The organism is Streptomyces tirandamycinicus, from assembly GCF_003097515.1.
Classification (GTDB): Bacteria; Actinomycetota; Actinomycetes; order Streptomycetales; family Streptomycetaceae; genus Streptomyces; species Streptomyces tirandamycinicus.
Map to the genome: position 1 here is coordinate 5,481,539 of NZ_CP029188.1, position 13,163 is coordinate 5,494,701.

Genomic DNA, 13,163 nt, shown 5'->3' on the forward strand with positions numbered 1-13,163 from the left:
TCCCGGTCATGTGCGGCTGCCAACAGGTGTGCACACACTCGTCCTCCCCGGATCCCGGGCCGCGGAGGCGCACCCGGTGTGCGGTGCCGTGGCGGCGCTCCCGGCGTGCGCCGGCGTGCGGTGGCGTGCGGTGATACGGCGGCGCTCCCGGCGTGCGGTGCCGCGGCGGGCCGGCAGCGACTTGCCCGTGTCGCTGTTGGGCCGAACGGGTGAGGGACGCGAAGATGGTCGCATGAGCAGGTACGAGAGGTTCGACGTCACCGACGAGCAGTGGGAGGGCCTGGCCCAGGTCGTGCCGCTGCGGGGCCGCGACGCGTGGCCGTCACGCGTGGACCACCGCACGATCCCCCGGGACCGGCTCGCCGCGTCCGCCGCCGAGGCGGAGCAGCGCCGGATGGTCGTGCTGCGCGTGCAGGTCTTCGCGGACGCCCGTGAGATCGCCGAGTACCTCGTCGCCCGGGTGCCGGTGCTGCTCGACCTGACGAGCGCGGACGCCGAAGTCGCCCAACGCGTCCTGGACTTCAGCAGCGGAGTCGTCTTCGGGCTCGGCTGCGGGATGCACCGCGTGGACCGCAATGTGTTCCTGCTCGCGCCCGTCGGCACGGAGGTCGACGGGCTCGCGGCGACCGCCGTCCCCCATTCGTAGGAAGCGCTTCCAGAGGGAACGGTTCGGCGTGCCGGGCCCTGCGTAGCGTCCGCCGCATGGACGTACCCGCCATCCGCCCCGCCGTCACCGAACTGCGCCTCTCCTCCTTCGCCGGGCACCGGGGCAGGGTGCTGCCGCTCGGCCCGGTGACCCTCCTCGCCGGGCCGAGCGGCAGCGGCAAGTCGACCGCGTTGCGCGCGTACGAGGCGCTGGCCCGGCTCGGGGCCGGTGCCACGCTCGGCGAGGTGTTCCCCGACCCGGTGGGCTGTGTGCCCGAGGACGCGTCGCGCGACGCGCGGGGCCGGCGGGGTTTCCGGATCGGCTGCACGGCCGACGGCCCGGAAGGGCCCGTCCGGCTCGACGTCGCCGTGCAGGCCGACCCGGAACTGCGCATCGCCGGTGAGCGGTTGACCGCCCGCGGGCGTACGCTGCTGAGCACCGCGCTGCGCGACCCCGGGCGCCCCCGCGTCCAGGCGGCCTGGCACACCGCCGGCGACTCCCGGGTCACCCGCGCGCCGTTCCCCGGCGACCTGCTCGGCACGGCGCTGCTGCCGCTGCGGGTCGCGGGCACCACGCACGGGCAGCGGCAGGTGCTCGCGGCCGCCGAGCAGGTGGTGGTGGCGCTGCGGTCGGTGTTCCCCTGCGATCCCCGGCCCGACGGGATGCGTGCGCCGGTCGCGCCGGGGGACGGGCGGCTGCGGCCCGGCTGCGGCAACCTGGCCGCCGTGCTCCACCGGACCAGGCACGAGTGCGCCCGCCGTCACGCCAGGCTGGCGTCCGTCGCCCGCGCGGGATGCGCCGGACCCGTCGGCGAGGTAGGGGTCGAGGAACTCGCCGACGGTACGGTCCGCGCGGTCCTCGACCGCGGTGGCGCGTCCGGCGCCGGCCCGGCCCGGGCCACGCCGCTGGGCAGGCTGGGGGACGGCGAACTGCGCTTCCTGGCCCTCGCCCTGGTCCTGCTGACCGGCCCCGGTGTACTGGCGGTGGATCAGGCCGCGGAGGTCCCGCGGGCCCTGCAGTCGCTGACCGTACTCGCCGGGAACCTGGACCACGCCCTGGACACCGCCCAGTTGGGCACCCTCCTCGCACTGGCCGCCTCCGTCTGCGCGGAGGGGCATCTGCGGCTGGTGGGGGAGGTGGGGGAGGCCGCGGCCGCTCGGGAGGTCCGGGGCGTGACGGTGGTAGACCTGGTGCGATGACGGAACTGGACATGCGGGCGCTGCAGCGCAGACTTGCCGAGTTCGCCGCGGCGCGGAACTGGCAGCCGTACCACACACCGAAGAACCTCGCCGTGGCGCTGACCGTCGAGGCGGCGGAACTCGTGGAGATCTTCCAGTGGCTGACGCCGGAGGAGTCGGCACGGGTGATGGACGATCCGCACCGGGCCCACCGGGTGGCCGACGAGGTCGCCGACGTACTCGCGTATCTGCTCCAGTTCTGCGAGGTGGTCGGGGTCGACGTGCTCCGGGCGCTCTCGGACAAGATCGACCGGAACGAGCTCCGCTTCCCTCCCGCCGAACGGGCGTCCGACGGTCCCTCAGCGCGGGATGGTCACTCTCCGGAGTGACTGATCTTCCCTCAAGCGGCTTGCTGTCCACAGATTTCCGAATTCCCCTGGCTTTTCGTCTGGAGCTCCTTCACTCTGGGTAGTGACTCAGTGGGCAGAAAGTCGTACGAACGGGGGCGGCGTCCATGGATGCGGAACGACTCGTGGCGATCGGCAGGCGGGCACTCGCGGAGTGCCGCGTAGCGTTCGACGTCGTGGCGGAGGCCTGGCAGGCCCAGGCCCTCGCACAGGCCATCGGGGGCCGGCTGGCGGTGAGCGGACCCCAGGAGCTGAGAGGCGAGGCGCGCGGACTGAGCGAGGCAGGCGGCCGGGCCGGCATACTCGCCGACCCGGCCGTCCTGAGATCCGGCGGCCCGAGAGCCGCGCAGCTCACCGAAGTGACGGATCCCTGGCGGTCGCTGGACGCGCTCGGGACCCTGCTCGGCGAGGTCGGCATAGCGCTCGTCGGCGTCGCCTGCGCCACGGACGAGGAGGGACTCTACTGGCAGTGCATCGAGGCGATCGACGCCGCGGACGAGTCCAGCGACCACGTCCGCGCCATGCTCCACCGCCTCGCCCTGTGCGAGCGCGACCGGGAGCGCCGAAGAGACCGCGACCTGCAGTGGGAAGGCGGCGGGGTGCTCGGCCGTGAGGGCGCCGCCCGCCGTCCGGACCCTGCGGAGCCGACGGCGAGCCCGCCCTGAGCCTGCGCACCGCACCCGCGTCGTCGCGCGGCTGCTCCGGCGCGTCGTCGCAGGGCCGCTCCGGCGCGCGGCCGCGTTCGCTGCGCCATGCGGCCGTGTCGCTTCACCGTGCGTCCACTCCGTCGTGCGTCCATCCCGCCGCGCGTCCACTCCGCCCCAAGACCCGCACGCGCGGCCCCGGCCTGGCGCCAGGTGGCCCGGCCTCGCGCCACGTGCCCCGGCCTGCACGCGCGGCCCGGCCTCGCACAAGCGACCTGTGCGGGGCGGTTCGCGGGGCGCGGCCGGTCCGTCCCCGATGCCACCGCCGGGGGCTGAGCCGCCGGCCGAGGTGCAGGATGGACGAATGGACCTTCGCATCTTCACGGAACCCCAGCAGGGCGCGTCCTACGACACCCTGCTCACCGTGGCCAGAGCCACCGAGGACCTGGGCTTCGGGGCCTTCTTCCGCTCGGACCACTACCTCAGCATGGGGTCGGCGGACGGCCTGCCCGGACCCACCGACGCCTGGATCACCCTGGCCGGACTCGCCCGCGAGACCCGACGGATCAGGCTCGGCACACTGATGACGGCCGGCACCTTCCGGCTGCCCGGTGTACTCGCCATCCAGGTCGCCCAGGTCGACCAGATGTCCGGCGGCCGGGTCGAACTCGGACTCGGCGCGGGCTGGTTCGAGGAGGAGCACCAGGCCTACGGCATCCCCTTCCCCAAGGAGAGGTTCGCCCGCCTTGAGGAGCAACTCGCCATCCTCACGGGCCTGTGGGGCACGGAGACCGGCCGGACCTTCACCTATGACGGGCGGTACTACCGGCTGCAGGACTCGCCGGCGCTGCCCAAACCCGCCCAGCGGAAGGTCCCGGTGCTCGTCGGCGGCCACGGCGCCACCCGCACCCCGCGGCTGGCAGCGCAGTACGCAGACGAGTTCAACATCCCCTTCGCGTCGCCGGCGGACACGGAGCGCCAGTTCGACCGCGTCCGCGCGGCCGCCGAGCAGGCCGGACGTTCCCCCGACGACCTCGTCTACTCCAACGCCCTCGTCGTCTGCGCCGGCAGGGACGACGCGGAGGTCTCCCGCCGCGCCGCCGCCATCGGCCGCGACGTCGGCGAGCTGAAGGCCGGCGGCCTCGCCGGCTCGCCCGCCGAGGTCGTCGACAAACTCGGCCGATACGCCGACGCGGGCTCCTCCCGTGTCTACCTCCAGATCCTCGACCTGGACGACCTCGACCACCTGGAGCTCATCTCCTCGCAGATCCAGTCCCAGCTGAACTGAAGCCGACCGCCGTACCGGACGCCGCCACCGGAGCCGCCAGTGAAGCCCGCCCGCAGCCTCGCCGCCGCCCTCGCCGAAGGCGGCCCGCTCGTCCTCGACGGCGGACTGTCCAACCAGCTCGAGGCACAGGGCTGCGACCTCTCCGACGCCCTCTGGTCGGCACGGCTGCTCGCCGACGGGCCCGAGCAGATCGCGGCCGCGCACACGGCGTATGTGCGGGCGGGAGCCCAGGTGCTCATCACAGCCAGCTACCAGGCCACCTACGAGGGATTCGCCGGCCGCGGCATCCGGCGGGACGAGGCGTCCGCGCTCCTCGCCCGCAGTGTGGCGCTGGCACGCGGAGCCGCGGAGCGGTCGGCGCGTGAGGTGTGGGTGGCCGCGTCGGTGGGCCCGTACGGCGCGCTGCTCGCGGACGGCAGCGAGTACCGGGGCCGCTACGGGCTGACGGTGCGGGAACTGGAGGCCTTCCACCGGCCCCGCGCCGAGGCCCTCGCCCAGGCCGGCCCGGACGTCCTCGCCCTGGAGACCGTGCCGGACACCGACGAGGCGGCGGCCCTGCTGCGCGCCACGGCGGACACCGGTGTGCCGGTGTGGCTCTCCTACACGATCGACGGCGGACGCACCCGCGCAGGCCAGGACCTCGGGGCGGCCTTCGCGCTCGCCGCGGGCCACGACCACGTCATCGCCGTCGGCGTCAACTGCTGCGAGCCCGCCGACGCGGACCGCGCCGTGGAGATCGCCGCCCGTGAGAGCGGCAGACCGGTCGTGGTCTACCCCAACAGCGGGGAGCGGTGGGACGCCCGGGCCCGTGCCTGGTCCGGCGGCATCACCTTCGACCCGGCGCGGCTGCCCGGCTGGGCCGCCGCCGGCGCCCGCCTGGTCGGGGGATGCTGCCGGGTCGGCCCGGACCGCATCGCCGCCCTCGCCGCGCTCGCCCGGACGTCGCACCACTGAGCCCCGCCCGGACACCCGGCCCGCCCGCGCCGGCGGTCCGGGACCGTGGAAAACCGCTGTTCGGGGCGGTGGCGGGTCGGTGATACTCGGACGCGTGTTCCTGACGATCAGTACGACCGGCACCCCCGAACGTCCCGCCACCGACCTGGGCTTCCTGCTCCACAAGCACCCGGGCAGGGCGCAGGCGTTCTCCACCTCGCACGGCACGGCGCACATCCTCTACCCCGAGGCGAGCGCCGAACGCTGCACCGCCGCACTGCTGCTGGAGGTGGACCCCGTGGCGCTGGTGCGGCGCGGCAGGGGCAGGGGCAGCGGCGGAGCACCCGACTCCGCCCTGGCCCAGTACGTCAACGACCGCCCCTACGCCGCGTCCTCGCTGGTCTCCGTCGCCATGAGCACCGTCTTCAAGAGCGCGCTGCGCGGAGTGTGCGCCGCGATGCCGGAGCGGGCCGCGAGCCCGCTGCCGCTGCGGATCGAGGTGCCCGCACTGCCCGCGCGCGGCGGCCCCGACCTCGTCCGCCGGCTGTTCGGGCCGCTGGGCTGGGACAGCGTGGAGGCCGAGCCGATCACGCTCGACGAACGGTTCCCGGAGTGGGGCGACTCCCGCTACGTACGGCTGGCACTCCAGGGGGAGCTGCGCCTCGCCGACGCCCTGCGCCAGCTCTATGTGCTGCTGCCGGTCCTGGACGACGCCAAGCACTACTGGGTGGCGCCCGACGAGGTCGACAAGCTGCTGCGGGCAGGCGAGGGCTGGCTGGCCGACCACCCCGAGCAGCAGCTGATCACCAGTCGCTATCTGTCCCACCGCCGGGGCCTCACCCGGCAGGCAGCGGAGCGGCTCGAACTCGCACGCCTCGCCGAGAGCGACGACCTCGAGGCGGAGGCGCTGGACAACGCGGTGGACGAGACGAAGGACACCGACGAGCGCCCGGTACCGCTCGCCGTGCAGCGGCGCGCCGCGATCCTGGACGCCCTGCGCACGGCGGGTGCCGCGCGTGTGCTCGACCTCGGCTGCGGCCAGGGCCGGCTCGTCCAGGAGCTCCTGCAGGACGTCCGGTTCACCGACATCGTCGGCGTGGACGTGTCCGTGCGGGCCCTGGCGGTCGCCGCCCGCCGGCTGCGCCTGGAGCGCCTGGGCGAGCGGCAGTCCGGCCGCGTCACCCTGCTGCAGGGCTCGCTCACGTACACCGACAAGCGCCTGGCGGGCTACGACGCCGCGGTCCTCAGCGAGGTCGTCGAGCACCTCGACCTGCCGCGGCTGCCCGCGCTCGAGTACGCCGTGTTCGGGGCCGCCCGCCCGCGTACGGTGATCGTCACCACGCCGAACGTCGAGTACAACGTGCGCTGGGAGACGCTGCCCGCCGGGCACGCACGCCACAGCGACCACCGCTTCGAGTGGAACCGCGAGGAGTTCCGCGGCTGGGCCTCGCGCACCGCGGAACGGCATGGCTACGACGTGGTGTACGTACCGGTCGGCGACGACGATCCGGAGGTCGGCCCGCCGACGCAGATGGCCGTCTTCACCCTGGCGTCCGCCGACCCCGCTGCGGGTGGCCCCGCTGCGGGCGGCGCGGCGGCCCCATCGCGCACCGGCCGGGCCCAGAACGCCGGGAACGCCGGGAGCGCCGGGAGCGCCGGGAGCGCCGGGCACGCCGAGACGCACCCGGCCCAGGGGTCCCGTACGCACCCCACTCACAGCACGCCCGCCACGCACACCGCGCCCTCCACTGAGGCCACGCCCACCATGCCCAGCACATCCGCCGCGCCCGCCACCGACGCCACGCCCACCACGCAGAGCACGAACACCACGAACACCACGAACACCATGAAGGAGGGTGCGGTATGACCACCACCCGCCGACTGCCCGTCACCGACCTGTCCCTCGTGGTCCTCGTCGGCGCCACCGGGTCCGGCAAGTCCACCTTCGCCCGCAAGCACTTCAAGCCCACCGAGGTGATCTCCTCGGACTTCTGCCGCGGCCTGGTCGCCGACGACGAGAACGACCAGAGCGCGAGCGGCGACGCCTTCGACCTCCTCCACTACATCGTCGGCAAGCGCCTCGCCGCCGGCCGGCTGACGGTGGTCGATGCCACCAGCGTGCAGCGGGAGAGCCGCCGCGAACTCGTCCAGCTCGCCCGCCGGCACGACGTCCTGCCGATCGCCATCGTCCTCGACATGCCCGAGGAGGTGTGCGCCGCACGCAACGCGGTCCGCCCGGACCGCGCGGGCATGCCCCGCCATGTCATCCAGCGCCACCGGCGCGAACTGCGCCGTTCCCTGCGCGGCCTGGAGCGGGAGGGCTTCCGCAAGGTCCACGTCCTGCGGAGCGTCGAGGAGGCCGACGCCGCCGAGGTCGTGCTGGAGAAGCGCTACAACGACCTGCGCCACCTCACCGGTCCGTTCGACATCGTCGGCGACATCCACGGCTGCAGCTCCGAACTGGAGACCCTGCTCGGCCGCCTCGGCTATGTGGACGGCGCACACCCCGAGGGCCGCACCGCCGTCTTCGTCGGCGACCTCGTCGACCGCGGACCCGACAGCCCCGGCGTGCTGCGCCGTGTCATGGGTATGGTCGCTTCCGGCAACGCCCTCTGTGTGCCCGGAAACCACGAGAACAAGCTGGGACGCTGGCTCAGGGGCCGGAACGTCCAGCCCACCCACGGGCTCGCCGAGACCATCGGGCAACTGGACCGCGAGGACGCCGCCGACCCCGAGTTCCGCGGGCGGGTGGCGGAGTTCATCGACGGGCTCGTCAGCCACTACGTCCTCGACGAGGGCCGGCTCGTGGTCTGCCACGCCGGCCTGCCCGAGAAGTACCACGGCCGCACCTCGGGCCGGGTCCGCTCCCACGCCCTGTACGGCGACACCACCGGCGAGACCGACGAGTTCGGCCTGCCCGTACGGTACCCCTGGGCGGAGGACTACCGCGGCCGCGCCGCGGTGGTGTACGGACACACTCCCGTGCCCACGGCCTCCTGGGTCAACAACACCATCTGCCTCGACACCGGCGCCGTCTTCGGCGGCAGGCTGACCGCACTGCGGTGGCCCGAGCGGGAGCTCGTCGACGTCCCCGCCGAGCAGGTCTGGTACGAGCCCGTCAGGCCGCTCCTCACCGAGGCGCCCGGCGGGCGTGAGGGACGCCCGCTGGACCTCGCCGACGTCCACGGACGCCGCATCGTGGAGACCGGCCACATGGGACGCGTCGCGGTGCGCGAGGAGAACGCCGCCGCCGCACTGGAGGTGATGAGCCGGTTCGCGGTGGACCCGCGGCTGCTCGCCTACCTCCCGCCGACCATGGCGCCCACCGCGACCTCGCGGAGGGACGGCTACCTGGAGCACCCGGAGGAGGCGTTCGCCCAGTACCGGGCCGACGGCGTCGAACGGGTCGTGTGCGAGGAGAAGCACATGGGTTCCCGGGCCGTCGCCCTGGTGTGCCGCGACGCGGGCGTCGCGTACGAGCGCTTCGGCGCGGACGGCGTCGGCGGCGTCCTGCACACCCGTACGGGCCGCCCCTTCTTCGACGACCCCGCCGTCACCGAGCGGATCCTCGACCGGCTGCGCACGGCGATCACCGGGGCCGGGCTGTGGGGCGAACTCGGCACCGACTGGCTGCTCCTGGACGCCGAACTGATGCCGTGGTCGCTCAAGGCCTCCGGACTGCTCCGCAGGCAGTACGCCGCCGTCGGCGCCGCGTCCCGAGCGGTGCTCCCCAGCGCGACCGCCGCCCTCGAGGCGGCCGTGGCCCGCGGTGTCGACGCCGGCGGCCTGCTGGCGCGCCAGCGCGAACGCGCCACGGACGCCGCCGCGTTCACCGAGGCCTACCGCCGGTACTGCTGGACCACCGACGGCCTGGACGGCGTGCGCCTCGCGCCCTTCCAGATCCTCGCCGGGCAGGGCCGCTCCCTGGCCGGCGTGGCCCACGACGAGCAACTGGCCCTGCTGGACCGGCTGGTGGACGCCGACGGCACGGCAGACGGCCCGGGGCTGCTGCAGCGCACCCGCCGCCTCGTCGTCGACACCGGCGACGAGGACTCGGTGAAGGCCGGAACCGACTGGTGGCTGGAGATGACGGCGGCGGGCGGCGAGGGCATGGTCGTCAAGCCCCTGCATGCCCTGGCGCGCGACGCCAAGGGGCGGCTCGTCCAGCCGGGCGTCAAGGTCCGCGGCCGGGAGTACCTGCGGATCATCTACGGCCCCGAGTACACCCGCCCGGACAACCTGGCCCGGCTGCGCGACCGCTTCCTCGGCCACAAGCGTTCACTGGCCCTGCGCGAGTACGCACTCGGTCTCGAGGCCCTGGACCGCCTCGCCGGAGGTGAGCCGCTGTGGCGCGTCCACGAGGCCGTGTTCGCGGTCCTCGCGCTGGAGTCGGAGCCGGTCGACCCCCGGTTGTAGCGCGGCCCGAGCGCGGGAGGCACGGCCCGGCCTCCCGCACGGGCCGGCCACAGCTCGGGGGCGGGTCCCTCCGGGAACCCGGCCCCGGCGGCGGACGCCATGTGCCCGCGGCTCACGACGGGGAGGCCCACCGCGTCGGCGGCCACCGGCTGCCGCCGGTGGCCGTGCCCCGACGCCGGAGGCCGGAGGCAGGACGCCTGGGCCGACGTCTGCGTCTGTGCCGACACATGTGCCGACACCTGTGCCGACACCTGAGCCGCCCCCGGGGGCCTGCGCCGGCGCCGCCCGGACGGGCGCCGCATCCACGGGGCCGCACGCTGGTGGGCCCGCGGGCCCCGCGGGTAAAGGGGCCCGCCGGTCCCGGTCCCGGTCCCGGTCTCGGACCGGGTCCGAAGGACCCATGGCGATCGTCGGCCGGTCCCGGTGGCCCGCGTCCGTGCCGCGCGGCCGGGAGAGGTGCACTCCGTCTGCCCGCAGGGGGTGCGCACCGACATGCTCGCCGCGGCGGGATCGGCGGCCGGCCGCCGGAACCGGCCGACGGCGCCCCCTCGCCCGGGAGCCCGCCGCCGAACCCTCCGCCGAACCCTCCGCGCGGCCGCGTGCTGACCGAGACGACCGCGACGGTCCCGGCGTTCGCCGAGTGAAGTGACCTCCGGGCGGCCAGGATGGGGGCATGGGATTCCATGTCGACTCCGAGACCGGGCGTCTGCGCCGGGTCGTTCTCCACCGGCCGGATCTGGAGCTGAAGAGGCTCACGCCGAGCAACAAGGACGCGCTGCTCTTCGACGACCTGCTCTGGGTCCGGCGCGCCCGCCAGGAGCACGACGGCTTCGCCGACGTGCTGCGCGACCGGGGGGTCGCCGTCCATCTCTTCGGCGATCTGCTGCGGGAGTCGCTGGAGCTCCCCGCGGCCCGCAAACTCGTCCTGGACCGGGTCTTCGACGAGAAGGAGTACGGCCCGCTCGCCACGGACCATCTGCGGGCCGCCTTCGACGAGATGGACACCGGCGCGCTCACCGAGGCGCTCATCGGCGGCATGACGAAACGTGAGTTCCTCGCCGGGCACTCCGAGCCGTCGTCCGTCCGCTTCCACGTCATGGATCTCGACGACTTCCTCCTCGGCCCCCTGCCCAATCACATCTTCACCCGCGACACCTCCGCCTGGATCTACGACGGCGTCTCCATCAACGCCATGCGCTGGCCCGCCCGCCGGCGCGAGACCGTGCACTTCGAGGCGATCTACAAGCACCATCCGCTGTTCACCGGCCCCGAGGCGGGCGAGTTCCACCACTGGTCCGAGGGCCAGGACGACTACCCCTCCACCATCGAGGGCGGCGACGTCCTCGTCATCGGCAACGGAGCCGTGCTCATCGGCATGAGCGAGCGCACCACCCCGCAGGCCGTGGAGATGCTCGCCCGGGGACTGTTCGCGGCGGGCTCCGCCCGGACGATCGTCGCCCTCGACATGCCCAAGCGCCGCGCGTTCATGCACCTGGACACGGTGATGACGATGGTGGACCACGACACGTTCACCCAGTACGCGGGGCTCGGCATGCTGCGCTCGTACACCATCGAGCCGGCGGCGGGCGACCAGGCCGTGTCCCTCCGGGTCACCGACCATCCGCCGGAGCACATGCACAGCGCGATCGCGGCGGCCCTCGGGCTCAAGGACATCCGGGTGCTGACCGCGACGCAGGACGTGCACTCGGCGGAGCGGGAGCAGTGGGACGACGGCTGCAACGTCCTCGCCGTCGAGCCCGGCGTCGTCGTCGCGTACGACCGCAATGTGACGACCAACACCCATCTGCGCAAGCAGGGGATCGAGGTGATAGAGATCCCGGGCAGCGAACTCGGCCGCGGCCGGGGCGGTCCCCGCTGCATGAGCTGCCCGGTGGAGCGGGACGCCGTCCGGGCGGGCACCTGACACCCGCCGCACCCACCCCGTCGTATAGCAATACGGGAGTACGTATAGACTTCCAAAGTCCTCGTCAGCGATCCGGGAGCAGCCGACCATGGCGACACAACTCGAAGGCCGCCACTTCCTCAAGGAGCTCGACTTCACGGCCGAGGAGTTCCGCGGCCTGATCGACCTGGCCGCCGAGCTCAAGGCCGCCAAGCGGGCCGGTACCGAGGTGCAGCGCCTGCGCGGCAAGAACATCGCCCTGATCTTCGAGAAGACCTCCACCCGGACCCGCTGCGCCTTCGAGGTCGCCGCCGCCGACCAGGGCGCGTCGACGACGTACCTCGACCCGGCCGCCTCCCAGCTGGGGCACAAGGAGTCGGTCAGGGACACCGCCCGGGTGCTCGGCCGGATGTTCGACGGCATCGAGTACCGGGGGGAGAGCCAGGCGGCCGTCGAGGAGCTCGCCGCGTACGCCGGGGTGCCCGTGTTCAACGGGCTCACCGACGACTGGCACCCCACCCAGATGCTCGCCGACGTCCTCACCATGACCGAGCACACCGACAAGCCGCTGAGCTCGATCGTCCTGGCCTACCTCGGTGACGCCCGCTTCAACATGGGCAACTCCTACCTCGTCACCGCCGCCCTGCTCGGCATGGACGTCCGGATCGTCGCCCCCAGGGCCTACTGGCCCTCCGACGAGGTCGTCGCCGCGGCCCGCGAGGCCGCGAAGGCGAGTGGGGCGGCGGTCACCCTCACCGACGACGTCGCCCGGGGAGTCGCGGGAGCGGACTTCGTCGCCACCGACGTGTGGGTCTCCATGGGCGAGCCGAAGGAGGTGTGGGACGAGCGCATCGCGGCCCTCGCCCCCTACACCGTGACCATGGACGTCCTGCGCGCCACCGGCAACGCGGACGTCAAGTTCCTCCACTGCCTGCCCGCCTTCCACGACCTCGGCACCCTCATCGGCCGCGAGCTCCACGAACGGCACGGCCTGACCGCGCTCGAGGTCACCGACGAAGTCTTCGAGTCCGCTCACTCGGTCGTCTTCGACGAGGCCGAGAACCGTATGCACACGGTCAAGGCCGTCCTCGTCGCGACCATGGCCCGGGCCGGACAGCCGCACCGGGGATAGGGGATAGGGGCGGCGCGCGGGTGCCGAATCTGGCAGCCGGGGCATGGCAGGCGTCCGGTTGTGCACCTTCACCGCCCGCTCGGACGGTGCCGGCCGGGACCTCGCCCACCTCCCGCGCCGGTCCGTCCGGCCGGGTCGGCGGCCTCGAAGGGCCGGGATCACGCCTGGGCGGGAGCCCCGAGCAGCCTGAACCAGACCGCCTTGCCGCGCGCGGTCGGGCGGTGCCCGCACGCCGCGCTCAGCGTGCGCACCAGCAGCAGCCCGCGGCCGTTCTCCTGCCATGGGTCGGGCATCCGGTGCGGCGGCGGACCCGCCAGATCGCCGGGCGGCGACGGGTCGGGGTCGTGCACCTCGACCCGGCAGCCCTCCGGCAGCAGCTCCACCGCCAGCTCGATCGGGGTGGCGCCGTCGGTGTGCTCCACGGCATTGGCGACCAGCTCCGCGGTGAGCAGCTCCGCCGTGTCGCAGTCGGCGCCCTTGTCCACGTCCGCCAGCGCCGTACGCACCAGGGCGCGCGCGATCGGCACCGCCGCGGTGGTGTGCGGCAGCGCGATCCGCCAGAGGCCGGTGGCCTCGGCGGCAGGAGCGGTTCCGGGGGAGTGGGGCAAGGGTCTGG

11 protein-coding genes and 1 pseudogene are annotated in these 13,163 nt (G+C 73.9%); 11 read left to right on the top strand and 1 reads right to left on the bottom strand.

All coding sequences use genetic code 11. The features are described 5' to 3' along the window. Positions 1-232: 232 nt before the first annotated feature. The 11 genes and pseudogenes from DDW44_RS24070 to argF all read left to right on the top strand — a co-directional run bounded on the left by DDW44_RS24070 (position 233) and on the right by argF (position 12,547). Positions 233-646, top strand: coding sequence for a cell division protein SepF (locus DDW44_RS24070; RefSeq protein ID WP_017946662.1), 414 nt, complete (start codon positions 233-235; stop codon positions 644-646). Between the two features lie 56 nt (positions 647-702). Further along, positions 703-1,845, top strand: coding sequence for an AAA family ATPase (locus tag DDW44_RS24075; RefSeq protein WP_108907704.1), 1,143 nt, complete (start codon positions 703-705; stop codon positions 1,843-1,845). Further along, positions 1,842-2,213 carry a nucleotide pyrophosphohydrolase gene (locus DDW44_RS24080; RefSeq protein WP_018888508.1) on the top strand — a complete coding sequence of 124 codons (372 nt, stop codon included), beginning with the start codon at positions 1,842-1,844 and terminating at the stop codon, positions 2,211-2,213. Before DDW44_RS24075 ends, DDW44_RS24080 begins: the two co-directional genes overlap by 4 nt. Before the next feature lie 125 nt (positions 2,214-2,338). After that, positions 2,339-2,896: a DUF6099 family protein gene (locus tag DDW44_RS24085; protein ID WP_051093073.1), complete on the top strand. Its 558-nt coding sequence runs from the start codon at positions 2,339-2,341 to the stop codon at positions 2,894-2,896. Between the two features lie 343 nt (positions 2,897-3,239). Further along, positions 3,240-4,163, top strand: a complete 924-nt coding sequence (locus DDW44_RS24090) for an LLM class F420-dependent oxidoreductase (protein WP_108907705.1) — start codon at positions 3,240-3,242, stop codon at positions 4,161-4,163. A gap of 39 nt (positions 4,164-4,202) precedes the next feature. Next, positions 4,203-5,117 carry a homocysteine S-methyltransferase gene (gene mmuM, locus DDW44_RS24095; RefSeq protein ID WP_108907706.1) on the top strand — a complete coding sequence of 305 codons (915 nt, stop codon included), beginning with the start codon at positions 4,203-4,205 and terminating at the stop codon, positions 5,115-5,117. Positions 5,118-5,211: 94 nt separating this feature from the next. Further along, positions 5,212-6,963: a 3' terminal RNA ribose 2'-O-methyltransferase Hen1 gene (locus DDW44_RS24100; protein ID WP_244224099.1), complete on the top strand. Its 1,752-nt coding sequence runs from the start codon at positions 5,212-5,214 to the stop codon at positions 6,961-6,963. Continuing rightward, positions 6,960-9,512 carry a polynucleotide kinase-phosphatase gene (locus DDW44_RS24105; protein WP_108907708.1) on the top strand — a complete coding sequence of 851 codons (2,553 nt, stop codon included), beginning with the start codon at positions 6,960-6,962 and terminating at the stop codon, positions 9,510-9,512. Before DDW44_RS24100 ends, DDW44_RS24105 begins: the two co-directional genes overlap by 4 nt. Before the next feature lie 453 nt (positions 9,513-9,965). Then, positions 9,966-10,055, top strand: a pseudogene (locus tag DDW44_RS33580) (dehydrogenase); the annotation flags it as partial. A 130-nt stretch (positions 10,056-10,185) separates the two neighbouring features. After that, positions 10,186-11,436 carry an arginine deiminase gene (locus DDW44_RS24110; RefSeq protein WP_108907709.1) on the top strand — a complete coding sequence of 417 codons (1,251 nt, stop codon included), beginning with the start codon at positions 10,186-10,188 and terminating at the stop codon, positions 11,434-11,436. A gap of 88 nt (positions 11,437-11,524) precedes the next feature. Beyond that, the gene (gene argF / locus DDW44_RS24115; protein WP_108907710.1) at positions 11,525-12,547 is read left to right on the top strand and encodes an ornithine carbamoyltransferase; all 1,023 of its coding nucleotides are present in this window, start codon (positions 11,525-11,527) and stop codon (positions 12,545-12,547) included. Positions 12,548-12,705: 158 nt separating this feature from the next. On the opposite strand, the gene DDW44_RS24120 is transcribed toward argF, so the two are convergent. After that, positions 12,706-13,155 (bottom strand): ATP-binding protein, encoded by a 450-nt coding sequence (locus tag DDW44_RS24120; protein ID WP_108907711.1) that lies wholly within the window; start codon positions 13,153-13,155, stop codon positions 12,706-12,708. Between the last annotated feature and the right edge of the window lie 8 nt (positions 13,156-13,163).